Origin of the sequence: Kineococcus terrestris (assembly GCF_041020755.1) — a bacterium.
In the GTDB taxonomy this organism is placed as follows: Bacteria; Actinomycetota; Actinomycetes; order Actinomycetales; family Kineococcaceae; genus Kineococcus; species Kineococcus terrestris.
Genome location: NZ_JBEUEI010000010.1, coordinates 1 through 22,935, shown reverse-complemented (window position 1 = coordinate 22,935; position 22,935 = coordinate 1). Strand labels below are relative to the sequence as shown.

Below are 22,935 nucleotides of genomic sequence, written 5' to 3'. Positions count from 1 at the left end.
GCGGGGGCGCCGCCGCGCCCGGTGCTACGGTCGCCGGCGACACGGGGTGCCCCGCACGAGCGGGGCTGAGATCACACCCGTCGAACCTGACGCAGGTAGTGCTGACGAAGGGATGTCACGCGTGGCAGCCGTCCCCGCGCACCAGCTGAGCGACGCCCGCACCGCGGTGCGCGAGCGGGCTCCGCTGGTGCAGTGCCTCACCAACTCCGTCGTGCAGACGATCAGCGCCAACGTCCTCCTGGCCGCGGGCGCCGCCCCGGCGATGGTCGACAGCGTGGAGGAGTCCGCCGCGTTCGCGGCCGTCGCCTCCGCGGTGCTGGTCAACGTCGGCACGATCGACGGCGTGCGCGCCTCGGCGATGCACGTCGCCGCGGCCGCCGCCCGCGCCGCCGGGCGCCCGTGGGTGCTCGACCCGGTCGCCGTGGGCGGCCTGCCGCTGCGCACCCGGGTGGCCCGCGAGCTGCTGGAGCACCGCCCCGCCGTGGTCCGCGGCAACGCCTCCGAGGTCCTCGGCCTGGCCGGTGCCGGCACCGGCGGGCGGGGGGTGGACTCCACCGCGGGCGCCGAGGAGGCCGTGGCCGCCGCGCGCGAGCTGAGCGCCCGCACCGGCGGCGCCGTCGCCGTCTCCGGCGAGGTCGACGTCCTCGTGGCCGGCGGGCGCACGGTGCGGCTGGCCGGCGGCTCGCCGCTGCTGACCCGCACGACGGGCGCCGGGTGCGCGCTGGGCGCGCTCGCGGCCGCCTACGCCGCCGTCACCGACGACCCGCTGGTGGCCGCCGCGGCCGCGCACGCCCACGTCGGCCTGGCCGCCGAGCGCGCCGCGGCCGTCGCCGCCGGGCCCGGCACGTTCGCCACCGCCTGGGTGGACGCCCTGGACGCCGTCGACGGACCCGCGCTGGCCGCGGCCCTGGGCGACGGGCGGCTGCGCTGATGCCCGTCGTGCCCGCCGCCGGGCGCGCCCCCGGCTCGGCCCGCGAGCGCTTCGACCCGTCCCTGTACCTGGTGACCGACACCGCCCTGTGCGGCGAGCGCGGCGTCGTGGACACCGTGCGCGCCGCCGTGGCCGGCGGCGTCACCGCGGTGCAGGTGCGCGCCAAGGACGCCGCCGACCGCGAGCTGCTGGAGCTGGTGCGCCGCGTGCGCGACGCGCTGGCCGGCACGGACGTCGTCCTCCTCGTCGACGACGCCGTGGACGTGGCGCTGCTGGCCGGCGCCGACGGCGTGCACCTGGGCCAGTCGGACCTGCCCGCCGAGGAGGTCCGCCGCCTCGTCGGCCCCGACCTGCTGCTGGGGCTGTCCGTCTCGGACGTGGCGGGCGTGCGCGCCGCGCCCGCCGGGGCGCTGGACTACCTGGGCGTCGGCCCGGTGTGGGCGACGCCCACCAAGCCGCTGGCCGCGCCGCCGCTGGGCCCGGACGGCGTGCGGGAGGTCGTCGCTGCGGCCGCCGAGCGCGCCCTGCCGTGCGTGGCGATCGGCGGGGTGCACGGGCACAACGTCGGGCAGCTGCGCGGGCTGGGCCTGGCGGGCACCTGCACGGTCTCGGAGGTGTGCGCGGCCGACGACCCGGCCGCCGCGGCCGCCGGCCTGCTGGCCCGGTGGCGCGCGTGAGCGCCGCGCGGGTCGCCCTGAGCGTCGCGGGCAGCGACCCCAGCGGCGGCGCCGGGGTGCAGGCCGACCTGAAGACGTTCGGCGCGCTGGGCGCCTACGGCACGGCCGTGCTGACGGCGCTGACGGCGCAGAGCACCCGCGGCGTCGCCGGGGTCCACCCGGTCCCGGCGGACTTCGTGCGCCGGCAGCTGGACGTCCTGCTCGACGACGTCGCCGTGCACGCCGTCAAGGTCGGCATGCTCGGCTCGGCGGACGTCGTGCGGGCCGTGGCGGGCGTGCTGGGCGAGCGCGGCGCCGGGCCGCTCGTGCTGGACCCGGTGATGGTCGCCACGAGCGGCGACCGGCTGCTGGACGCCGACGCCGTGGACGCGCTGCGCACCGACCTGCTGCCGCTGGCGGCGCTCGTGACCCCGAACGTGCCCGAGGCCGCGGTCCTGCTGGACGCGCCGCCGGCGCGCACGGTGCAGGAGTGCGTCGACCAGGCCGAGGAGCTGCACCGCCGCTGCGGGGCCGTCGTGCTGCTCAAGGGCGGGCACCTGGACGGCGGCGACAGCGTCGACGTCCTCGCCGGCGCGGGCCGCACCGCGCTGGTGGGCCGGCCGCGCCTGGACACCACGGCGACGCACGGCACGGGCTGCACCCTGTCCTCCGCCCTGGCGGCGCTGGCCGCCCGCGCCCCCGCGCCGCCGGAGCCCACGACCGCCGGGTGGCTGCCGCTGGTGGAGGAGGCCCGCGACTACCTGCAGGGGGCGCTCGCGGCGGGCGCCGGCCTCGGCGTCGGCTCCGGCCACGGCCCCGTCGACCACTTCCACGCCCACGCCCACGCCCGCGCCGGCACGGCAGGACGGACCACCTCGTGACCTTCACCACCGACGCCTGGGAGCGCACCGCCGGCCTGCGCGCCGCCATCGACGGCTCGGCGTTCCTGGCCGCCCTCGGCGACGGCTCCCTGGACCCGCGCAGCTTCCGCCACTACCTGGAGCAGGACGAGATCTACCTCGCCGGGTACGGGCGGGCGCTCGCCCTGCTCGCCGCGCGCAGCCCGCAGCCGTCGGCGTCGGCGTTCTGGGCGACGTCGGCCGCGGGCGCCTCGGTCGTGGAGTCCGCGCTGCACGCGGACCTGCTGGCCTCGGGGCTGCTGCCGCCCGCGGAGGGCGAGCCGGTCGCCTCGCCCACGACGCTCGGCTACGTCTCCTACCTGGTGGCGACGGCCGCGACGGAGCCGTACCCGGTAGCGGCCGCGGCCGTGCTGCCGTGCTTCTGGGTGTACGCCGACGTGGCGGCCCGGCTGGCGGCCGCGGCGCGGGCGTCCTCGGCCGGCTCCGACCGCGAGCACCCGTACGCCCGCTGGGTCGCCACCTACGACGCGCCGGGCTTCCAGGAGTCGGCGGCCACGGCCCGCGACCACGTGGACGCGGCCGCGCGGGGGGCCGGCGCCGCGACGCTGGCGGCGATGCACGAGGCGTTCGCCACGGCCACGCGCTACGAGCACCTGTTCTGGGAGACCTGCCTGGAGCGCGCCACGTGGGAGCTGCCGCTCTCCTGACCCGCCCCACCCCGCCGTGATCATGGACGCTTGAGCGCTCAACCGGGCATGCTCGGCCCGTGGCGGGCCGACCGGCGGGTGAACGAGGGGTGTCCGGGCTGGGACAATCGCGCGTGATGGACACCTCGCAGGCCACCTCCCGGGCGACCGCGACCGCCGTCACCGCTCCAGCACCGGGGCCGTCGTCGGCGCGCGACCCCCTGCTCGACGGCCTGCGCACGGTCGCCCTCGTCCGCGTCGTCCTGTGGCACGCGGTCGCCGCGGCCTGGCTGAGCTGGGTGTTCCCGGCGATGCCGGTGATGTTCTTCCTCGCCGGCTCCCTGCTGGCGGTCTCCGTCGGCCGCCGCGGCGGCCGACGCGGCCTCGCCTGGCTGCGCACCGCCGCCAAGCGGGCCCGCCGCCTCCTCGTGCCGTTCTGGGTGTACGCCGTCGCGGTCGTCGCCGTCACGTACGTCACCTGGTGGACGGCCCCGGCCGGGGAGGGCGGCGACGCGCCCGGCCGGCGCGAGCTGCTGCCGTGGCTCCTGCCGCTGCTGACACCGGTGTCCCCGGAGGGGCAGCAGGGGTGGCTGACCTCGCACCTGTGGTACGTCACCGACTACCTGTGGCTGCTGCTGCTGGCGCCCGTCGTCCTGTGGTGCGCGCGCGGGCCGGCCCGCACGCTGGGCACCCTCGTCGTCGCCCTGGCGGGCCTGGCGGCGCTGGAGGTCGGCCCCCAGTACGGCTGGCCGACCCTGGCCGGCTGGCCGCGCACCGCCGTCGGCGACCTGCTCTGCTACGGCAGCTTCGCCGTGCTGGGCGCCGCGTGGGCGCGCTCGCGCCGCGCCCGTCCCGCGGGCCCCGCCGGGTCCCCGGCCGTGGACGCCCCGCGCCGGAGGGTCCCCGGCGCCGTGCTCGTGGCCGCGGGCGTCGTCCTCGTCGCCGGCGCGCTGGCCCTGACCCGCGTCCTGCCGCTGGAGCGCTGGTCGCTGAACAACTCCTGGCTGCTGCTGGCGCTGGCCTCGCTGGGCTGGCTGCTGGGCCTGGCCGCCGTCGAGCGGCCGCTGCGCGCCCTGTCCGGCTCGGCGCGGCTGGCGCCGCTGGCCCGCGGCTTCACCGCCCGCGCCGTGACGATCTACCTGTGGCACCCGGCGATGATCGTGCTGGCGCGCACCGGCGTGGACCGCTGGGGCCTGGACGCGGGCACCGCGACCGGGATCACCGTCGTCCTGGCCGTCACCGCCGCCGGCACGCTGCTGGCCGTGCTGCTGCTCGGCTGGGTCGAGGACCTCGCGGGCGGGCGGCCGCCGCGGCTGTGGCCGGGCCGGCGCGGGCGCCGGCTGGCGCGGCCGCTGGGCCGCGTGGGGACGCCCGTCACCGTGCTGTCCTCGGCGGCCGCCACCAGCGCGCTCGTCGTCGCCCTCGCCGGCGCCTTCCAGGGCGGGCTGAGCCCGTCCCTGGTCGCCATCCCCGGCCCCAGCGACCGCGAGGCCCTCGGCCAGTCCGCCTTCAGCGCGGACGCCGACCCCGTCCAGGTGCTGCCGTACCGCACCGAGCCGCTGGCCGAGCTGCCCGCCGACGCGCTGCAGCAGCGCCTGGACGAGTGGGTCGCCTCCGTCGACGGCATCGACGCCGGCAGCGTGGCCGTCGTCTCCGGCGACGCCGTGTGGGAGGGCACCACCAGCTCCCAGGTGGGCGAGGGACTGCCCGTCGGGCAGGAGGTCCAGGCGGCGTCCCTGACCAAGAGCGTCACCGCCGCGCTCGTCCTGCAGGAGTGGACCGCCGGCACCGTCGACATCGACGCCCCCGTGCCCGACCTGCCCGGCCTGGACGTGCCCGCGGACCTGGAGGTCCCCACCCCGCGCCAGCTCATGCGGCACGCGGGCGGCCTGCTGCCCTACCAGGACTCCCCGGCCTACGACCCGGAGGCGGTCTACAGCGCGGAGGACATCGTGCAGCTGTCGCTGGACGAGCCGCAGGTGTTCGAGCCGGGCACGAGCGTGGCCTACTCCAACTCCGGCTACCTGTGGCTGGGGCTGCTGCTGGAGGACGTCACCGGCCAGCGCTTCGGCGACCTGGTCGCCGAGCGCCTGGCCGCCGGGCTGGGGCTGACGACGTTCCGCGTCGACGAGACCGAGCTGCCCGGCTGGGTGGGCTCCTCCTCCGGCGGCCTGTGGGCCTCCCCGGGCGACCTGGCCCGCTGGTACTCCCTGCTGGTGGAGACCGACGCGGTGCTGACCGAGGAGGCGCGCCGGGAGATGCTCGCCGTCGACGACCTCACCGTCGGCATGGGCATCTGGCCGTTCTGCCTGTGCGGCACCGACGACGAGGGCCGCAACTGGGCCGCCGGGTGGGGCCAGCTCATCGCCGCCGGCGGGGCCATCGACTACCCCGCCGAGCGGGTGGCCGTCATGGCGTACCTGCTCCCCGAGGGGCAGCTGGCGCTGGACTCGACGCCCGGCCTGGCCGGGGCGCTGCTGGAGGTCCTGCCCGGCCGGCAGCTGCCCGACCCGCCGCCGGGGGCCGAGCAGCCCTGACGGGTGGGCGCGCGCGGCTCGTGCGAGGCTCGGGGCTGTGACGAGCCCCGCCCCGGACCCCGCCACCCGCACCGACGGCAGCACCGGCTCCACCGGCTCCACCGGCTCGGTGGTCGTCGTCAACTGCGGCAGCTCCTCGGTCAAGCTCGCCCTCGTCGACCCGGTCACGGGGGAGCGGGCGCTGTCCTGCCTGGGCGAGCGCCTGGGCACCCCCGACGCCGTCGTCCACATGCGCACCGCGCAGGGCACCCGCACCATCACGCCGGCCGCCAGCACGCACCGCGGGGCGCTGGCGCACGTGCTGCAGCGCCTGCTGGACATGGACCTGCCGCCGCTGCTGGGCGTGGGCCACCGCGTCGTGCAGGGCGGGTCCGTCTTCCACGGCTCGGTGCGGATCGACGACCGGGTGCTGGCCCGCATCGCGGAGCTGTCGGCGCTGGCGCCCCTGCACAACCCCGCGAACGTCTCCGGCATCGAGGCCGCCCGCGCGGTGCTGCCGGAGCTGGAGCACGTCGCCGTCTTCGACACCGCCTTCCACCAGACGATGCCCGAGCGCGCGTACCGCTACGCCGTGCCGACCCGCTGGTACGAGGAGTACGGCGTGCGCCGCTACGGCATGCACGGCACCAGCCACCGCTTCGTCTCCCGCCGCGCCGCCGAGGTGCTCCAGCGCGACGCCGGCCTGGACCCGGCCTCCTCGCGCCTGGTCGTGGCGCACCTGGGCAACGGCTGCTCGGCCACCGCCGTCCTCGGCGGGCGCTCGGTGGACACCACGATGGGCCTGACGCCGCTGGAGGGGCTGGTCATGGGCACCCGCTCCGGGGACCTGGACCCGGCCGTCGTCGAGCTGGTCGCCGACCGCACCGGCCTGGACGCCGCCGCCGTCGTCAAGCAGCTGAACTCCGAGTCCGGGCTGCTGGCGCTGTCCGGGCTGTCCAACGACGTGCGCACCCTGACGGAGGAGGCCGCGGCCGGGCACGCGGGCGCGAAGCTGGCCCTGGACGTGTTCGTGCACCGCGCCGCCAAGCACGTGGCCGCGCTCACCGTCCCCCTGGGCGGCCTGGACGCCCTCGTCCTGACCGGCGGCATCGGCGAGAACGCCGTCGAGGTCCGCTCCCGCCTGCTGGCGTCGCTGCGCCACCTGGGGCTGGAGGAGGACCCGGCGGCCAACGCCGGGCACGGGCGCGGCTCCGTGCCCGCCGGGCGCATCACCGCCGACCGGCCCGGCCCGCTGGCGATGGTGGTGCCCACCGACGAGGAGCTGCTCATCGCCCGCGACACCGTGGCCCTCGTCCACGACCGCTGACCCGCCAGCCCGCCAGCCCGAGAAGCGCCGGAGGACCGTCCCGTGGCCCGCACCCTGCTCGTCGTCCCCACCGGCCACGGCGCCGGCCTGACCTCCACCTGCCTGGGCCTGCTGCGCGCCCTGGACGCGCGCGGCGTGGCCGTCGGCTTCCACAAGCCGCTGGCCCAGGCGACCCGCGGCGGGGAGCCGGACCGCTCGGTGGCCCTCGTGCGGCTGACGACGTCGCTGGAGCCGGCCGAGCCCATCGCCGCCGGCCGCGTCGTGGAGCGCCTCAGCCGCGGCGAGGTCGACGACCTCATGGAGGAGGTGGTCGCCGCCGCCGAGGGCGTGCTGGCCGCCCACGACGTCGTCGTCGTCGAGGGCCTGGCGCCCTCGGCCGACCAGGTCTTCTCCGGGCGCGTGAACCAGGCGCTGGCCGTCGCGCTGGACGCCGACGTGCTGCTCGTGGGCGCGGCCGGCGCCGACGGGGCCGACCCGGGCGCCGCCGAGCGCATCGCCGAGGACATGGCCGTCACGGCCGGCACGTACCGGGCGGGGGAGGGGCTGCGCGTCGTCGGCGGTGTCGTGTCCCGCTGGCCCGTGCCCGAGGACCCCGAGACCGCCGTCGGCCGGATCGCCGCCCTGCGCGGGGCGCTGGAGCACCACGGCATCCCGCTGGTGGGCGCCGTGCCGTTCCGCAGCGACCTGACGTGGCCGCGGGTGCGCGACCTCGTGCACCAGCTGGACGTGGACGTCCTCACCCACGGCGACCAGCAGCGGCGCGTCAAGGAGGTCGTCGTCGCCGCGCAGGCCGTGCCGGGGATGCTGCCGCTGCTGCGCGAGGGCCGGCTGATCCTCGTGCCGGGCGACCGGCACGACGTCGTCCTGTCCGCCTGCCTGGCTGCCCTCAACGGGGTGCGCCTGGCGGGGCTGCTGCTGACCGCCGGGGTGGCGATGGACCCGCGGGTGGCGGACCTGACGCACGCGGCCGCCGCCACCGGCCTGCCGATCCTGCTGACCCGCCGCAGCACCTACGCGACCGCCACCGCCGTCAACCGCCTGGACCCCGAGGTGCCCGCCGACGACGCCGAGCGGGCGCTGGCGGTCACCGGCACGGTCGCCGACGCCCTGGACCCGGCGTGGCTGGCGGGGCTGCCCGGCTCCCAGCACACCCCGCGGCTGTCCCCGGCGGCGTTCCGCCGGCGCCTGACGACGCTGGCCGCCGAGCGGGTGCAGCGCATCGTGCTGCCCGAGGGCACCGAGCCGCGCACCGTGCAGGCGGCCGCGGTGTGCGCCGAGCGCGGCATCGCCCGGCCCGTCCTGCTCGCGGCCCCCGACGAGGTCGCCGCGGTGGCCGCCGGGCTGGGGATCTCGCTGCCCGAGGGCGTGGAGGTGCTCGACCCGGCGGGGCTCGTGGACCGCTACGTCGACGTGCTGGTGGAGGCCCGCAAGCACAAGGGCCTGCAGCCGGACGTGGCGCGCGACTCGCTGGCCGACCCGATCGTGCTGGGCACGACGATGCTGCAGGCCGGGGACGTCGACGGGCTGGTGGCCGGTGCCGTGCACACCACGGCCGCCACGGTGCGCCCGGCGCTGCAGATCGTGCGCACCAAGCCGGGCGCCAGGCTCGTCTCCAGCGTCTTCTTCATGTGCCTGCCCGACGACGTCGTCATCTACGGCGACTGCGCGGTGAACCCGGACCCGGACGCGGAGGAGCTGGCCGACATCGCGCTGCAGAGCGCGGCCTCGGCGCGCGCGTTCGGCATCGAGCCGCGGGTGGCGATGATCAGCTTCTCGACGGGGTCCAGCGGCGCCGGCTCCAGCGTCGACAAGGTCGCCGAGGCCACCCGCATCGCGCGCGAGCGCGAGCCCGACCTGGTCATCGACGGCCCGCTGCAGTACGACGCGGCCGCGGTGGCGTCGGTGGCGCGCTCGAAGGCGCCGGACTCGCCCGTGGCAGGCCGCGCCACGGTGTTCGTCTTCCCCGACCTCAACACGGGCAACACGACGTACAAGGCGGTGCAGCGCAACGCGGGTGTCATCTCCGTCGGCCCGATGCTGCAGGGGCTGGCCAAGCCGGTGAACGACCTCTCGCGCGGCGCGCTGGTCGACGACATCGTCTACACGATCGCGCTCACCGCGATCCAGGCCTCGCGCGGCTGAGCGCTCGCGGGGACCGGCCGGGCGCGGGTGCGCGGTGGACCGCGGGAAGGTCCCGCGCCCGGTCGCTGTTAAGCTGGTCGCGACGGCTCCACGCCGTCCACTCAGCGGGCGAGCCGCCCGCGAGGTCGCTTGAGTCTCATCCTCCGACCAGCGCGCAGCGCACCGCTGCGCCCACGAGCCGGGGGCCGACCGCTGTGCGGCCGCCGATCCCTCTGTGGAGCGCTTTCACGCATGCCTGAGCAGTACCGTTCCTCCCGCCCGTCCTTCGACGGCGACAACCCCTACGGCGAGCGCCGCGGCGCCCGCTCCTACCGCTCCGACGACCGTCGCGGCGGCGACCGCGGCGGCTACCGCGGGTCCTCCTCCTCCGACCGCGGCGGCTACCGCGGCTCCGGCGGCTCCGGCGGCGGCGCCTACGGCGGCTCCTCCGGCCGCGGCGGCTACCGCGGCAACCGCTCCGGGCCGCCGCGCAGCCCCCGCTCCTTCGCGCCGTCCCCGACCGAGCAGGCCCTCACCGCGGCCGAGCAGGTCGAGGTCCCCGAGGCGACCTTCGCCGAGCTTGGCCTGCCGGCCGAGCTCGTCGCCGCGCTGGAGAAGCGCGGGATGACCGCGCCCTTCGCCATCCAGGCGCGCGTGCTGCCCGACGGCATCGCCGGCCGCGACGTGCTGGGCCGCGCCCGCACGGGCTCCGGCAAGACGCTGGGCTTCGGCCTGCCGATGCTGGCACGCCTGGCCGCCGGCACCCGCACCCGCATCACCGGCGCCCCCCGCGGCCTGGTGCTCGTCCCCACCCGCGAGCTGGCGATGCAGGTGGCCGACGCGCTGCGCCCACTGGGCGACTCCCTGGGCCTGCGGATGGCCGTCGTCGTCGGCGGCGTGCCCTACGGCCGCCAGATCGCCGCGCTGCAGCGCGGTGTCGACGTCCTCATCGCCACCCCGGGCCGGCTGGTGGACCTCGTCGAGCGCGACGCCGTCTCGCTGGGCGAGGTGCGCGTCTCCGTCCTCGACGAGGCCGACCACATGGCCGACCTGGGCTTCCTGCCCGGCGTCCGCGCGATCCTCGAGGGCACCCGGCCCGACGGGCAGCGGATGTTCTTCTCCGCCACCCTCGACCGCGGTGTCGAGGCCCTGGTGAAGGACTTCCTCGTCGACCCGGTCTTCCACGCCGTGCCGGCCGAGCCGGACTCCGTGGGCAACATGGAGCACCGCGTGTTCGCGCTGCGCCCGCACGACAAGCTGCCGGTCCTCACGGAGATCTCGCAGCGCCCCGCGCGCAGCATCTTCTTCGTGCGCACCAAGCTGGGCGCGCAGCGCCTGGCCGACCAGCTGCGCGAGGCCGGCGCCCCGGCCGAGGCCATCCACGGCGACCTGCGCCAGGCGCAGCGCTCCAAGGCCATCGACGCGTTCTCCGCGGGCGAGACCCGCGTCCTCGTCGCCACCGACGTCGCCGCCCGCGGCATCCACGTCGACGACGTGGACCTCGTCGTGCACGTGGACCCGCCGAACGACCACAAGGACTACCTGCACCGCTCCGGCCGCACCGCGCGCGCCGGCGCCAAGGGCACCGTCCTGGCGATCGCGCTGCCCGACCAGGTCCGCCGCTACGGCTGGCTGCACCGCGACGCCGGTGTGGACGCCAACGCCGTCGAGCACGTCGCGGCCGGTGACGACACCGTGCGCGCCGTGGCCGAGTCCGGCGAGCCGGTCGTCGTCAAGCCGCGCACGCGTCCCGAGCGCGACGGCCGCGGCCCGCGCCGCGGCGGCCCCCGCCGCGACGGCGGCTTCCGCGGCGGTCCCCGCCGCGACGGCGGGTTCCGCGGCGGTCCGCGCCGCGAGAGCGCGCCGCGCGGCTGACCGCTCCCGCAGCACCGCAGGCCCCCGTCCAGCGTCCGCTGGGCGGGGGCCTGGTGCGTGCGGGCCCCGGTGGCGGGGGCGGCGCCGGGTGGTGAGGATGAGGCCCGTCCGCGCACCCGACACGTCTGGAGGGCACATGCCCACGCGCACCGCACGCACCGCCTGGAACGGCAGCCTCGAGGAGGGCTCCGGCCAGGTCGAGCTGTCCAGCTCGAAGGTCGGCACCTACGACGTCTCCTTCCCGAAGCGGGCGGCCGACGAGGCCGGGGGGACGACGAGCCCGGAGGAGCTGATCGCGGCGGCGCACTCGTCCTGCTACGCGATGCAGCTGTCGGCGCTGCTCGCCGAGGCGGGCGGCACCCCGGAGAGCCTGGAGGTCACCGCCGACGTCTCGCTGGGCCCGGACCCGGCCGGCGGCTTCCGCCTGACCGGTATCAAGCTCACCGTGCGCGGTGAGGTCGGCGGCCTGGACGCCGACGGCTTCGCGGAGGCCGCGCAGGCGGCCAAGGAGACCTGCCCGGTCTCCAAGGCCCTCACCGGTGTCGACATCTCGCTGGACGCCTCGCTGGACTCCTGAGGTCCCCGAGACGTCCCGCGCGCGAGCGCCCGGTCCCCGCGGGGGCCGGGCGCTCGCGCGCGTCAGGCGACCGGCGGGGCCAGCGGGTCCAGGCGGGCGCGGGCCCGGGCGAGGTCCCAGCCGCGCGCGGCCACCCACGCGTCGTCGTAGTAGGTGTCCAGGTAGCGGTCGCCGTCGTCGCAGATGAGGGTGACGACGCTGCCCGAGCGGCCCTCGCGGCACATGCGGTCCACGAGGTCCAGCGCCACGACGAGGTTCGTGCCGGTCGAGGCGCCGGCGCGCACGCCGATCCGCTCGTGCAGCAGCCGGGTCGCGGCCACCGACTCCTCGTCGGCCACCGTGACGACCTCGTCGACGACGCCGGGCACGAACGAGGGTTCCACCCGCGGCCGGCCGATGCCCTCGATGCGCGAGCCGGGCCCGGTGACGTCCCGCGAGCCGGTGCGCCAGGCCCGCGCGAACACCGAGCCCTCCGGGTCGGCGACGGCGAGGCGGGTGGCGTGGCGCTGGTAGCGGCAGTAGCGGCCGATGGTGGCGCTGGTGCCGCCGGTGCCCGCGCCCACGACGATCCAGGCGGGTTCGGGGTGCCGCTCCAGCGCCATCTGCTCGAAGATCGAGCAGGCGATGTTGTTGTTGCCGCGCCAGTCGGTGACGGTGGAGGCCTGCCCGAACTGGTCCAGGTAGTGGTGCCCGGGGCGGGCGCCGAGCTCCTCGGCGACCGCGTAGACGGCGCCGGGGTCGTCGACCAGGTGGACCCGCCCGCCCTGGCGGCGGATCAGCCCGAGCTTGGCCGGGGCCGTGGCGCGGGGCACGACGGCCGTGAACGGCAGGCCGAGCATCCGCGCGAAGTACGCCTCGGACACGGTCGTGGACCCGCTGGAGGCCTCCACGAGCGTGGTGCCGGGGCCGATGTCGCCGTTGGCCAGGCCGAAGAGGAACAGCGAGCGCGCCAGGCGGTGCTTCAGCGATCCGGTGGGGTGCGTCGACTCGTCCTTGAGGTACAGGTCCACGCCCCACGCGGGCGGCAGCGGGAACACCCGCAGGTGGGTGTCGGCGCTGCGGTTGCCGTCGGCCTGCACGAGGCGCACGGCCTCGTGCACCCACGCGCGCGCGTCCGCGCCGGTCGCTGTGCCGTCCACCCCGCGACGGTAGCGGCCCGGAGCGGCGTGGACGGCGACGGGCGCCGCCCCCCGCGGGGGACGGCGCCCGTCGATCGAGCGGGGACCGCGTCAGACGCGCGCGTCGCGCTCGTTCGGCACGGCGTGGGTCATGACCAGCCCGGTGACGTCGCGCGGGCCGTTCTTGCCGAGGTTGGCCAGGCGCTGCAGCTCCTCCTCGGTCAGGGTCTGCGTCTGCAGCGGCTCCAGGTGGCGGACGTCGTCGGCGGTGATGCCCAGGCCCTCGCCGACGCGGCGGCCGTACTCGTCGTCGGCCATGAACATGTGCCAGACCATGCGCTCCTGGATGGGGCGGATGCACTGCGACAGCGCGTCGACGAAGTTCGCGACGAGCTCGTCCTTCTCCCAGTCCTCCGAGAGCTGGAAGCGCTCGCCGGCCTGCTGGTAGTCGTTCGTGCGCGGGATCCGCTTGCGCGTCAGGCGCCCGGAGATGACGGGGCCCTGCTCGTCGTGGGTGGGGTAGGTGCCCTCGCGCAGGCCGCCGATGATGGACGGCTCGTAGTTCACCGTCGGGTTCTCGCCCCGCCCGTCGACGTGGTACGCCATGGCCCCGTCGCGCTGGTTGGTGCGGACGGCGGCGTTCTTGGCCTGGTTCACCGGCAGCTGCAGGTAGTTCGGGCCGATGCGGTGGCGCTGGGTGTCGGAGTAGGAGAACGTCCGGCCGACGAGCATCTTGTCGTCGGAGAAGTCCAGGCCGTCGACCAGGACGCCGGTGCCGAAGGCGATCTGCTCGCTCTCGGTGAAGAAGTCCACCGGCTTGCGGTCCAGGACCATCTTCCCGATCGGGGTGAGCGGGAAGACGTTCTCGGGCCACACCTTGGTGTCGTCCAAGGGGTCGAAGTCCAGCTCCGGGTGCTCCTCGTCGCTCATGACCTGCACGAGCAGCTCCCACTCGGGGTGGTCGCCCGCGTCGATCGCGGCGTACAGGTCGCGGGTGTGCGGGCCGAGGTCCTGCGCCTGCACGGCGGCCGCGTCGGCGGCGGTCCAGCTCTTCACGCCCTGCTTGGGGTGCCAGTGGTACTTGACCAGCAGCGTCTCGCCCTCAGGGTTCACCCACTTGTAGGTGTTCACGCCGAAGCCCTGCTGGGTGCGGTAGCTGGCCGGGATGCCGCGCGGGCTGAACACGAGGGTGAACATGTGCAGCGACTCGGGCGTCTGGCTGGCGAAGTCGAACACCCGGTTGGGCACCTGGCGGTCGAAGGTCACCGGGTCGGGCTTCTGGGAGTGGATGAAGTCCGGGAACTTGATGGCGTCGCGGATGAAGAAGACGCCCAGGTTGTTGCCGACGAGGTCCCAGTTGCCGTCCTCGGTGTAGAACTTCACCGCGAACCCGCGCGGGTCGCGCAGCGCCTCGGAGGAGTCCCGGCCGCCGGCCACGGTGGAGAAGCGGACCGCGACGTCGGTGCGCTTGCCCTGCTCCTGGAACAGCTTGGCGCGGGTGAACTTCGAGATCGGCTCGTCGCCGAAGGTGCCGTAGGCCTCGAAGTACCCGAACGCGGTGGTGCCGCGCGCGTGCACGACGCGCTCGGGGACGCGCTCGCGGTCGAAGTGGCTGATCTTCTCGAGGAACTGGTAGTTCTCCAGCGTGGCGGGCCCGCGGGCGCCGACGGTGCGCTGGTTCTGGTTGTCGTAGACCGGGTGGCCCTGCCGGTTGGTCAGGACGGGGCGGTCGTCCCCGGTCGCGGGGGCCTGGCTGGCGACGTCCGTCATCGCGCTTCCTCTCGTTCTGCCGTCTCCGCTGCGTCTCCAGCGGCTGGTCGGGTGGTGGTGGTGGGGGAGCCGGTGGCGGCGCAGTCGGCGCAGCGGCCCCAGAAGACGACCTCGGCCTCGTCGACGGTGAAGCCGGCGGGCAGGCCGGGTGCGCCGAGGTCCGGCAGCAGGCAGGGTGCGGCGCCGACGGTGCAGTCGACGTCGGCGGTGCGCCCGCACCCGCGGCACACCAGGTGGTGGTGGTTGTCGCCGACGCGCGCCTCGTAGCGGGCGGGGTGGCCGGCGGGCTCGATGCGGCGGGCCAGGCCCGCGCGGGTCAGGGCGTCCAGGCAGTCGTAGACGGCCTGCACGGACACGGCGGGCAGCTCCCGGCGGGCCCGGTCGACGACCTGGGCGACGGCCAGGTGCTCGGCGGTGGCCGCGGCGCCGTCGAGCACGCCGAGGACGACGGCGCGCGGGCGGGTGGCCCGCAGGCCCCGCGCGCGCAGCCGCTCCTCGGGCGCGCCGGGGGATCCCGGCGCCCCGCGGTCCGGAGCCGTCGTGGTCACGGCACCAGTCCACCAGCCAGTCTGGAACCAGTCAAGACAAGGCGCGGCGGGGGCGCGTCGGGGCGGGTCGCCGGCGCGCCGCGCTCAGGGGCGGCGCCAGTCGCCGGAGCTCAGGTGCGAGCCGGCCATCGGCCCCATCTGCAGCATCCCGCCGTCCACCGCCCACGACTGCCCCGTCACGTAGGAGGCCTCCGGCGAGCACAGGAAGCCCACGACGGCGGCGATCTCGCGCGCGTCGCCCGGGCGGCCCAGCGGCACCCCCGGGCGCTGCACCCCGTGCGGGTCGACGTCCTCGTTGCCCGTCATCGGCGTGGCGATCTCCCCGGGCGCCACGGAGTTGACCGTGATGCCGTGCTCGGCCAGCTCGATCGCCGCCGTGCGGGTCAGCAGCCCCAGGCCGCCCTTGGCCGCGCAGTAGGGCGCCGCGCCGACGCGGGGCTGGTGCTCGTGCACGCTGGTGATGTTGACGACCCGCCCGCCGCGCCCGGCGGCGACCATCCGGCGCGCGGCCCGCTGCAGGCAGCAGAACGCCCCGTCCAGGTCCGTGGCCACGACCTCGCGCCAGTCCTCGAAGGCCAGGTCCAGCAGCAGCGTCGAGGTGCCCGTCCCGGCGTTGTTGACGAGGACCTCCACCCCGCCGAGGGCCTCGGCCAGCTCGTCGACGACGTCGGCGGCCCCCGGCAGCCGCGTCAGGTCCAGGTGGCGCAGCTCGGCGCGCCGCCCCAGGGCGCGCACCTCCTCGGCCGTCCGCTCGCCCTCGGCCTCGTCGCGGTACCAGGTCACCCCCACGTCGTGCCCGCGCCGGGCCAGCTCGACGGCCGTGGCGCGGCCGATGCCGGACTCGGAGCCGGTGACCAGGGCCGGGCCGGGCCGGCCGGCGGGGTCGGCCGAGCGCAGGTCGCGCAGGGCGTCCGGGGCGGGGGTCTGGGTGCTCGTCATGCCCGCCCCCTACCCGCCCGGCGCACCGGTCACGCGCGCCCGGGGCCGATGGGCGAGGATCGGGTCGATGCCCGCGACCCCCCGCCCCGCCGCGCGAGCCGGTGCCCGCCGCGGCGCCGCGCGCCGCGAGCTCGCCGCCCGCACCGCGCGGGCCGGTGCCGCGCTGCGCTCGCACCGGGCCGGCCGGGCGGGGCTGCGCACCGCGCGCGTCCTGGCCCCGTGGCTGGCCGTCCTCCTCGTCGCCGCCGCCGGCGCGGGCACCGGCTTCGCCCTCGCGCCCGGCTCGACCACCTACGTGGGGCCCCTGCAGACCGAGGTCCGCGTCCAGCCCAGCCTCAGCCCCGGCGTCGAGGTCGACCTGCCGCCCGTGGGCAAGGTGGAGTTCGACACCCACACCGCGCCCGTCCTGGTCACCGCGAACATCCGCTCCGTCGACCTGGACGCCGCCAGCCGCCTGGTCACCTCCCCGCAGGAGCTGCTGGCCCTGGAGCTGACCGTGGCCGACACGGTCCGCGCCGCCACGGTGCGCGCCGCCGCGTGGAGCGTCGGCTGCGGACTGGCCGGCGCCCTGCTGGGCGGCCTGCTGGTCTTCCGCGCCCTGCGGCGGACCCTGCAGACGGGTGCCGCGTGCCTGGTGGCCGTCGTGGCCACGGCCGGCGGCGCCGCGGCGACCTTCGACCCGGCGGGCCTGCAGCAGCCGCGGTTCACCGGTCTGCTCTCCCGGGCCCCCTACCTGGTGACCAGCACCCAGGACGCCCTGGAGCGGCTGGAGTCCTACCGCAGCGGCTTGTCCGACATCGTGCGCAGCGTCAGCACCCTGTACGCCGTCTCCGCCGACCTGCCCGTGCTGGGCGACGGCACCGTCAGCCCCGGCGCGGGCGCGGACGTGACGACCGTCCTGCACATCTCCGACCTGCACCTGAACCCGCTGGGCTTCGACCTGGCCGACGACCTCGTCGACCAGTTCGGCGTCGAGGCCGTCGTCGACACCGGCGACATCACCACGTGGGGCACCGGGCTGGAGTCCTCCTTCCTGGACCGGATCCCCGGCCTGGGCGTCCCGTACGTCTTCGTGCGCGGCAACCACGACTCGGCCGCCACGCAGGCCGCCGTCGCCGCCCAGCCCGGCGCGGTCGTCCTGGACGAGGGGGAGACCGCCGAGGTCGCCGGTCTGCGCTTCGCCGGCAACGGCGACCCCGTCTTCACCCCCTCCGGCGACGAGGGCGGGGAGGGCCAGGAGGCCACCGGCGACGCCGAGGCCGTGCAGCGCGCGGGCCACCAGGTGCTGGCCGACCGGATCGTCGCGTGGGAGGGGAGCCACGCCGACGACCCCGTGGACGTCGCCCTCGTCCACGACCCCAGCGGCACCGAGCCGCTGCTGGGCCGGGTCCCGCTCGTCCTGGCCGGCCACCTGCACTCGCGGCGCATCAGCCTGGACGCCTCCGGCACCCGCGTCATGGTGCAGGGCACCACGGGCGGCTCCGGCATCTCCGCGGCCGGGCTGGCCCGCCTGGCCGCGGGCACCCCGGTCCCGCTGAGCGCGACGCTGCTGTACTTCGCGGCCTCCGGCGAGCGCGCGGGCCGCCTCGTGGCCTACGACGAGGTCACCGTGGGCGGGCTGGGGCTGGCCGAGGTCAGCCTGCAGCGCACCGTGGTGCCGCCGGAGGAGGACCGCCCGCTCGTCGTGCCCACCGACCTGCCCACCGGCGAGGTCACCGACCTGCCCACCGGCGAGCCGACCGACGTGCCCACGGGCATCCCCACCGACCTGCTGACGGAGGAGCCCGGCGACGCGCCCGGCGACGCGCCCGCCGACACGCCGGGCGAGCTCGCCGGGCTGGCCGGACCGGCCCCCGGGCGGGGGGCCGGGGGCGTACCGTGAGGCCCACCATGACGCACGCCGCGCGCCCCCCCGAGCACGCTGCCGCCGTCACCGCGCCGTCCGCGCGGGACGCGCTGGCCGACGACGCGCTCGCCGAGGAGATCGCCCTCTACGCCGAGGTCGTGGTCGCCGCCTCCGAGAGCGAGGGACCCCTGCCCGAGGGCGAGCTGGACCGCGTCCTCGGCCTCCCCGGTGGTGACTGAGCGTCACCTCGAGGTGCCGCTCCACCCGTCCGGAGCAGGGGCGGTGACGGCTCCGGCCGCCCCGGCCACCTACCATCCGTCGGGGTGGTGAGCCGGTCCAGCCGCCGCCCCGGGCACCGGGCACCACAGCGGAGGGGACACGTGCGTCTGCGACTCACCCCGAGGGACGGCTCCTTCGAGGAGCTGTTCACCCGGGTCGGGAACCTGCTCGTCGAGGCGACGGGGGTCCTGGCGGAGGCCGTGGGCAGCCCCCACGCGCGCCGGCAGGAGCTCGCCGGGCGGATGGAGGAGCTCGAGCACGACGGCGACCGGACGACCCACGCCGTCCTGCGCCGCCTCAACTCCTCCTTCGTCACGCCCTTCGACCGCGAGGACGTCTACCAGCTGGCCTCGCGCCTGGACGACTGCCTCGACGAGATGCAGGCGGCCGTCGACCTCATGGTGCTGTACCGGGTGGGCGCCCTGCTGCCCCCCGCCGCCGACGTCGTGCAGGTGCTCGCGCGGATGGCCGAGCTGACGGCCGAGGCCATGCCGCGGCTGCGCCGCCCCGCCGCCCTCGTCGACTACTGGATCGAGGTCAACCGCCTGGAGAACCGCGCCGACCAGCTGCACCGGCAGTCGCTGGCCGCCCTCTTCGACGGCCGCTTCGAGGCGGTCGAGATCCTCAAGCAGAAGGAGATCGTCGAGACGCTGGAGAACGCCGCCGACGCCTTCGAGCACGTGGCCCACACCGTGGAGACCATCGCCGTCAAGGAGTCCTGAGCCGGGTGGACCCGCTGCTCCTGCTGGCCGGCACGACGGTCGTCGTCGCCCTGCTCTTCGCGTTCACCAACGGCTTCCACGACGCCTCCAACGCCATCGCCACCTCGGTGTCGACGCGCGCCCTGACCCCCCGGGTGGCGGTGGCGCTCGCGGCCGTGTGCAACTTCGTCGGCGCCTGGCTGGGCACCGGCATCGCCGCCACGATCACCGACGTCGTCGACGTGGCGCCCGGCGCCCCGGGCATCGGCGTCGTGCTGGCCGGCCTGCTCGGGGCGATCGGCTGGAACCTCGTCACCTGGTGGCGGGGGCTGCCGACCTCCAGCACGCACGCCCTGCTGGGGGCGCTCGCCGGCGCGGGGGTGGTCGCCGGGGCGACGACGCACCCGGAGATGCTCGTCGAGCAGGTCCTCCTGCCGCTGCTGGTGTCCCCGCTGCTCGGCTTCGTCCTGGCCTACGCCGGCATGGTCGGCGTCCTGTGGCTGCACCGCCGCTCCGCCCCGGCGCCGGTCCACCGCCGCTTCCGCCTCGCCCAGACGGTCTCCGCCGCCGCGATGGCCCTCGGCCACGGCCTGCAGGCCGCCCAGCGGGCGATGGCCGCCGTCGTGCTCGTGCTCGTCGCCCTGGAGGTGCAGGGGGAGCAGGACGGGGTCCCGCTGTGGGTGCAGGGGGCCGCGGCGCTCGCCATCAGCCTCGGCACGTACGCCGGCGGCTGGCGGATCGTGCGCACCCTGGGCCGGCGCATCATCGACCTCGACCCGCCCCGCGGGTTCGTCGCCGAGACCGTGGCCGCCGGGCTCGCCTACGTGGCGGCCTTCGGGCTGAACGCGCCGATCTCCACGACCCAGGCGGTCTCGGCCTCCATCGCCGGCGCCGGGGCCACCCGGCGGCTGTCGGCCGTGCGCTGGGGCGTGGTCCGCTCCCTCGTGCTGGGCTGGGTGCTGACCCTGCCGGGGGCGGCGCTGCTGGCGGTGCTGGCCTGGCTGGTGCTGCGCCCGGTGCTGTAGCCCGCCACCGCACCCGAGCACCTGCGCACCTGCACGACGAGGGCCCCGCCCGCGCGCGGTCGGGGCCCTCGTCGTGGTGCCCGGCGGTGCGCCCCGTGGGCGCGCCGGTCAGCCGAAGCGGCCGGAGATGTAGTCCTCCGTCGCCTTCTGCGACGGGTTGGAGAAGATCACCGAGGTCGAGTCCATCTCCACGAGCTTGCCCGGCTTGCCCACGCCCGACAGGTTGAAGAAGCCCGTCTGGTCGGACACGCGCGCGGCCTGCTGCATGTTGTGGGTCACGATCACGATCGTGTACTCGTTCTTCAGCTCGCCGATGAGGTCCTCGACGGCCAGCGTCGAGATCGGGTCCAGCGCCGAGCACGGCTCGTCCATGAGCAGGACGGACGGGCGGATCGCGATCGCGCGGGCGATGCACAGGCGCTGCTGCTGGCCGCCGGACAGGCCCGAGCCGGGCCGGTCGAGGCGGTCCTTGACCTCGGTCCACAGGTTGGCGCCGCGCAGCGAGCTCTCGACCAGGTCGTCCATGTCGGACTTGCGCATGCGCTTGGCGTTCAGGCGCACGCCCGCGGCGACGTTCTCGTAGATCGACATCGTCGGGAACGGGTTGGGCCGCTGGAAGACCATGCCGATGTGCTGGCGCACGGAGACGGGGTCGACGTCCTTGTCGTAGAGGTCCTGGCCGTCCATGACGACCTTGCCCTCCACGCGGGCGCCGGGGATGACCTCGTGCATGCGGTTCAGCGAGCGCAGGAAGGTCGACTTGCCGCAGCCGGACGGACCGATGAGGGCGGTCACGGCGCGCGGCTCGATCGTCATGGTGACGCTCTCCACGGCGAGGAAGTCGCCGTAGTAGATGTTCAGGTCGCTCACGTCGATGAGCTTGGCCACGTCGGGCTCCTCGGTCTGTCCGGTCGTGCGGGCGGTCTGGGGCGTCGGGGGCTGCCGGCCGGGCCGGTCAGCGGCCGCCCTTCGGGGAGAAGAAGCGGGAGATCAGGCGGGCGACGAGGTTCAGGGCCATCACCAGGATGATCAGGACCAGCGCCGCTGTCCAGGCCCGGTCGATCGCGAACTCCGGCGGGACGCCGGGCTGCGTGTACTGGTAGTAGGTGAACACCGGCAGGGTCGCCATGCGTCCCTCGAAGGGGTTGAAGTTCGTCCCCGTCGTCAGGCCCAGGGTGATGAGCAGGGGCGCGGTCTCGCCGGCGACGCGGGCCACGGCCAGCGTGATGGCCGTCGCGATGCCGCTGACCGAGGTGCGCAGGACGACCTTGACGATGGTGCGCCACTTGGGCACGCCCAGCGCGTAGGAGGCCTCGCGCAGCTCGTGCGGGACGAGCTTGAGCATCTCCTCGGTGGAGCGCACGACGACCGGGATCATGAGGACCGACAGGGCGATGGCGCCCATGATCCCCAGGCGGACGCCCGGCCCGGCGAAGAGCACGAACACGGCGACGGCGAAGAGGCCGGCGACGATCGAGGGGATGCCCGTCATGACGTCGACGAGGAAGGTGATCCAGCGCTTGAGGCGGCCGCGGCCGTACTCGACGAGGTAGACGGCGGCCAGCAGGCCGATCGGCACCGAGATGAGCGTGGCGAGCAGCGTGACGATGACGGTGCCCCAGATGGCGTGCAGCGCGCCGCCGCCCTCGCCGACGACCCCGCGCATCGACCAGGTGAAGAACTGCGCGTCGAAGCGGGTCGCGCCCTGGGTGACGACCGTCCACACGACGGAGACCAGGGGGACCAGCGCCACGGCGAACGCCGTGGTCACCAGGGTCGTCGCGACGCGGTCCTTCGCCTTGCGCGAGCCCTCGCGCGCGGTGGACACCACGGCGGTGAGGACCAGGTTCAGGACGATCGCGACCACGGCGACCCCGCCGAGCGGGGCGCCGGCCGGCCACGTGACCGCCAGGGCGAGGACCACGGAGACGGCCAGGACGGCCCACGGCGTCCAGCGGGGCAGCCGCTGCGCGCTCAGGGGCTGATTGATCGCCTCGTCGAGCTCGTCCTTGCGGGAGGTGACATCGGTGCTCATCCGTTGGCTCCCGAGAACTCGGCGCGGCGGTTGACGATCCAGCGGGCCGCCATGTTGACGAGGAAGGTGATGACGAACAGCGCCAGGCCGGAGGCGATGAGCGTGTTGACCGTCAGCCCGGAGGCCTCGGGGAACTGCAGGGCGATGTTCGCGGCGATCGTCGACGGGTTGCTGCCGCTGATGAGGTTCAGGGTGTACGTGCCGGAGCCCGACAGCACGATGGCCACGGCCATGGTCTCGCCGAGCGCGCGGCCCAGGCCGAGCATGGCGGCGCTGATGACGCCGGAGCGGCCGTAGGGGATGACGGCGTAGCGGATCATCTCCCAGCGCGTGGCGCCGAGGGCCAGGGCGGCCTCCTCGTGCAGGCGCGGGGTCTGCATGAACACGTCGCGGGAGATGGCGGTGATGATCGGCAGGATCATCACCGCCAGCACGGTGCCCGCGGTGAAGATGGTGCGCCCGGTCGCCGAGGCGGGGCCGGCGAACAGCGGGACGAACCCGGCGTTCTCGGCCAGCCAGGCGTAGACCGGCACGAGCCAGCGGGCCAGCACCGTCAGGCCCCAGATGCCGTAGACGATGCTCGGCACGGCGGCCAGCAGGTCGACGGTGTAGCCGAGGCCCTGCGCCAGGCGCCGCGGGGCGAAGTGGGAGATGAACAGCGCGATGCCCACGGCCAGCGGGGTGGCGATGACGAGGGCGATGAGGGCGGCCAGCACCGTGCCGTACAGCAGGGGGCCGATGTAGGCGACGAGGCCGTTGCCGCCGGGCAGGTCCTCCGCGTCGGCCGTCAGGGCCGGCAGGGCCTGGGCGAAGAGGAAGACGGCGACGCCGGCCAGGATCGCGAGGATGAGGACGCCGGCGGCGGTCGACAGGCCCTTGAAGACCTGGTCGCCGCGGCGGACTGCGCCCGTCGAGAGGGGCGCGGGACCGGGCTGACCGGTCTGCTGGGTGGTCGACGCCACTGGGTCTCCGTCGTCGAGGGGGGAGGGGCGCGGGCGGGGCGCCCCGAGGACGTTCCCGGGGGGGCGTGGGGGCACGCCCCCCCGGGACGGTGTGAGCCCGCCGACAACGTTTCCAGGGAGCAGGTGATCTTCGTCAGCATGTTCTCGGAGATGGGCGCGGTGC

The 22,935-nt window shown here is 76.0% G+C and carries 20 protein-coding genes and 1 riboswitch; of the genes, 13 read left to right on the top strand and 7 right to left on the bottom strand.

The genetic code is table 11. The features are described from left to right. Window positions 1-32 precede the first annotated feature (32 nt). A riboswitch (TPP riboswitch) is annotated at window positions 33-130 on the top strand. The 9 genes from thiM (at window position 113) to AB8M62_RS07920 (ending at window position 11,549) form a co-directional block, all read left to right on the top strand. Next, window positions 113-931, top strand: a complete 819-nt coding sequence (gene thiM, locus AB8M62_RS07960) for a hydroxyethylthiazole kinase (protein WP_369052060.1) — start codon at window positions 113-115, stop codon at window positions 929-931. (Overlaps the previous riboswitch by 18 nt.) Continuing rightward, window positions 931-1,608: a thiamine phosphate synthase gene (gene thiE, locus AB8M62_RS07955; protein WP_369052061.1), complete on the top strand. Its 678-nt coding sequence runs from the start codon at window positions 931-933 to the stop codon at window positions 1,606-1,608. Before thiM ends, thiE begins: the two co-directional genes overlap by 1 nt. Next, window positions 1,605-2,468 carry a bifunctional hydroxymethylpyrimidine kinase/phosphomethylpyrimidine kinase gene (thiD, locus tag AB8M62_RS07950; RefSeq protein ID WP_369069171.1) on the top strand — a complete coding sequence of 288 codons (864 nt, stop codon included), beginning with the start codon at window positions 1,605-1,607 and terminating at the stop codon, window positions 2,466-2,468. The genes thiE and thiD overlap by 4 nt, the downstream gene beginning before the upstream one ends. Further along, window positions 2,465-3,154: a TenA family protein gene (locus AB8M62_RS07945; protein WP_369052063.1), complete on the top strand. Its 690-nt coding sequence runs from the start codon at window positions 2,465-2,467 to the stop codon at window positions 3,152-3,154. The genes thiD and AB8M62_RS07945 overlap by 4 nt, the downstream gene beginning before the upstream one ends. A 116-nt stretch (window positions 3,155-3,270) precedes the next feature. Continuing rightward, window positions 3,271-5,670: a serine hydrolase gene (locus AB8M62_RS07940; RefSeq protein WP_369069170.1), complete on the top strand. Its 2,400-nt coding sequence runs from the start codon at window positions 3,271-3,273 to the stop codon at window positions 5,668-5,670. A 37-nt stretch (window positions 5,671-5,707) separates the two neighbouring features. Beyond that, window positions 5,708-6,976, top strand: a complete 1,269-nt coding sequence (locus AB8M62_RS07935) for an acetate/propionate family kinase (RefSeq protein WP_373694885.1) — start codon at window positions 5,708-5,710, stop codon at window positions 6,974-6,976. A gap of 42 nt (window positions 6,977-7,018) precedes the next feature. Continuing rightward, on the top strand, window positions 7,019-9,118 hold the full coding sequence (gene pta, locus AB8M62_RS07930; RefSeq protein ID WP_369069169.1) for a phosphate acetyltransferase: 2,100 nt from the start codon (window positions 7,019-7,021) through the stop codon (window positions 9,116-9,118). A gap of 231 nt (window positions 9,119-9,349) precedes the next feature. Beyond that, entirely contained in the window at window positions 9,350-10,972 is a 1,623-nt protein-coding gene (locus AB8M62_RS07925; RefSeq protein WP_369069168.1) for a DEAD/DEAH box helicase, read from the top strand. Between the two features lie 136 nt (window positions 10,973-11,108). Continuing rightward, window positions 11,109-11,549 (top strand): OsmC family protein, encoded by a 441-nt coding sequence (locus tag AB8M62_RS07920; protein WP_369052068.1) that lies wholly within the window; start codon window positions 11,109-11,111, stop codon window positions 11,547-11,549. A gap of 62 nt (window positions 11,550-11,611) precedes the next feature. Here AB8M62_RS07920 and AB8M62_RS07915 read toward each other — a convergent pair whose 3' ends face one another. The 4 genes from AB8M62_RS07915 to AB8M62_RS07900 all read right to left on the bottom strand — a co-directional run bounded on the left by AB8M62_RS07915 (window position 11,612) and on the right by AB8M62_RS07900 (window position 15,924). Further along, window positions 11,612-12,688, bottom strand: coding sequence for a PLP-dependent cysteine synthase family protein (locus AB8M62_RS07915; RefSeq protein ID WP_369069167.1), 1,077 nt, complete (start codon window positions 12,686-12,688; stop codon window positions 11,612-11,614). 90 nt (window positions 12,689-12,778) lie between these two features. After that, on the bottom strand, window positions 12,779-14,437 hold the full coding sequence (locus AB8M62_RS07910; protein ID WP_369069166.1) for a catalase: 1,659 nt from the start codon (window positions 14,435-14,437) through the stop codon (window positions 12,779-12,781). Continuing rightward, entirely contained in the window at window positions 14,434-14,985 is a 552-nt protein-coding gene (locus tag AB8M62_RS07905; RefSeq protein ID WP_369069165.1) for a Fur family transcriptional regulator, read from the bottom strand. The genes AB8M62_RS07910 and AB8M62_RS07905 overlap by 4 nt, the downstream gene beginning before the upstream one ends. An 84-nt stretch (window positions 14,986-15,069) precedes the next feature. Further along, a complete protein-coding gene (locus tag AB8M62_RS07900; RefSeq protein ID WP_369069164.1) occupies window positions 15,070-15,924 on the bottom strand; it encodes an SDR family oxidoreductase in 855 nt (284 codons plus the stop codon). A 67-nt stretch (window positions 15,925-15,991) separates the two neighbouring features. Between AB8M62_RS07900 and AB8M62_RS07895 the strand changes: the two genes are divergently transcribed. The 4 genes from AB8M62_RS07895 to AB8M62_RS07880 all read left to right on the top strand — a co-directional run bounded on the left by AB8M62_RS07895 (window position 15,992) and on the right by AB8M62_RS07880 (window position 19,775). Beyond that, window positions 15,992-17,806, top strand: a complete 1,815-nt coding sequence (locus AB8M62_RS07895) for a metallophosphoesterase (protein WP_369069163.1) — start codon at window positions 15,992-15,994, stop codon at window positions 17,804-17,806. An 8-nt stretch (window positions 17,807-17,814) separates the two neighbouring features. Then, entirely contained in the window at window positions 17,815-18,009 is a 195-nt protein-coding gene (locus AB8M62_RS07890; protein WP_369052074.1) for a hypothetical protein, read from the top strand. Window positions 18,010-18,150: 141 nt separating this feature from the next. Then, window positions 18,151-18,771, top strand: a complete 621-nt coding sequence (locus tag AB8M62_RS07885) for a DUF47 domain-containing protein (RefSeq protein WP_369052075.1) — start codon at window positions 18,151-18,153, stop codon at window positions 18,769-18,771. A 5-nt stretch (window positions 18,772-18,776) separates the two neighbouring features. Further along, entirely contained in the window at window positions 18,777-19,775 is a 999-nt protein-coding gene (locus AB8M62_RS07880) for an inorganic phosphate transporter (RefSeq protein WP_369052076.1), read from the top strand. 108 nt (window positions 19,776-19,883) lie between these two features. Here AB8M62_RS07880 and pstB read toward each other — a convergent pair whose 3' ends face one another. From pstB to pstC, 3 genes are all read right to left on the bottom strand, one after another. After that, complete coding sequence (gene pstB / locus AB8M62_RS07875; protein ID WP_369052077.1) at window positions 19,884-20,663, bottom strand: phosphate ABC transporter ATP-binding protein PstB; 780 nt, start codon at window positions 20,661-20,663, stop codon at window positions 19,884-19,886. A gap of 67 nt (window positions 20,664-20,730) precedes the next feature. Beyond that, entirely contained in the window at window positions 20,731-21,810 is a 1,080-nt protein-coding gene (gene pstA / locus AB8M62_RS07870; protein ID WP_369052078.1) for a phosphate ABC transporter permease PstA, read from the bottom strand. Next, window positions 21,807-22,772 (bottom strand): phosphate ABC transporter permease subunit PstC, encoded by a 966-nt coding sequence (gene pstC / locus AB8M62_RS07865; RefSeq protein ID WP_369069161.1) that lies wholly within the window; start codon window positions 22,770-22,772, stop codon window positions 21,807-21,809. The genes pstA and pstC overlap by 4 nt, the downstream gene beginning before the upstream one ends. Window positions 22,773-22,935 lie beyond the last annotated feature (163 nt).

Coding starts and splice junctions, on each gene's coding strand:
- thiE (WP_369052061.1), top strand. CDS start 931: ATGCCCGTCGTGCCCGCCGCCGGGCGCGCCCCCGGCTCGGCCCGCGAG.
- AB8M62_RS07940 (WP_369069170.1), top strand. CDS start 3,271: ATGGACACCTCGCAGGCCACCTCCCGGGCGACCGCGACCGCCGTCACC.
- AB8M62_RS07890 (WP_369052074.1), top strand. CDS start 17,815: ATGACGCACGCCGCGCGCCCCCCCGAGCACGCTGCCGCCGTCACCGCG.
- AB8M62_RS07895 (WP_369069163.1), top strand. CDS start 15,992: ATGCCCGCGACCCCCCGCCCCGCCGCGCGAGCCGGTGCCCGCCGCGGC.
- AB8M62_RS07910 (WP_369069166.1), bottom strand. CDS start 14,437: ATGACGGACGTCGCCAGCCAGGCCCCCGCGACCGGGGACGACCGCCCC.
- AB8M62_RS07925 (WP_369069168.1), top strand. CDS start 9,350: ATGCCTGAGCAGTACCGTTCCTCCCGCCCGTCCTTCGACGGCGACAAC.
- AB8M62_RS07900 (WP_369069164.1), bottom strand. CDS start 15,924: ATGACGAGCACCCAGACCCCCGCCCCGGACGCCCTGCGCGACCTGCGC.
- thiM (WP_369052060.1), top strand. CDS start 113: ATGTCACGCGTGGCAGCCGTCCCCGCGCACCAGCTGAGCGACGCCCGC.
- AB8M62_RS07920 (WP_369052068.1), top strand. CDS start 11,109: ATGCCCACGCGCACCGCACGCACCGCCTGGAACGGCAGCCTCGAGGAG.
- pstA (WP_369052078.1), bottom strand. CDS start 21,810: ATGAGCACCGATGTCACCTCCCGCAAGGACGAGCTCGACGAGGCGATC.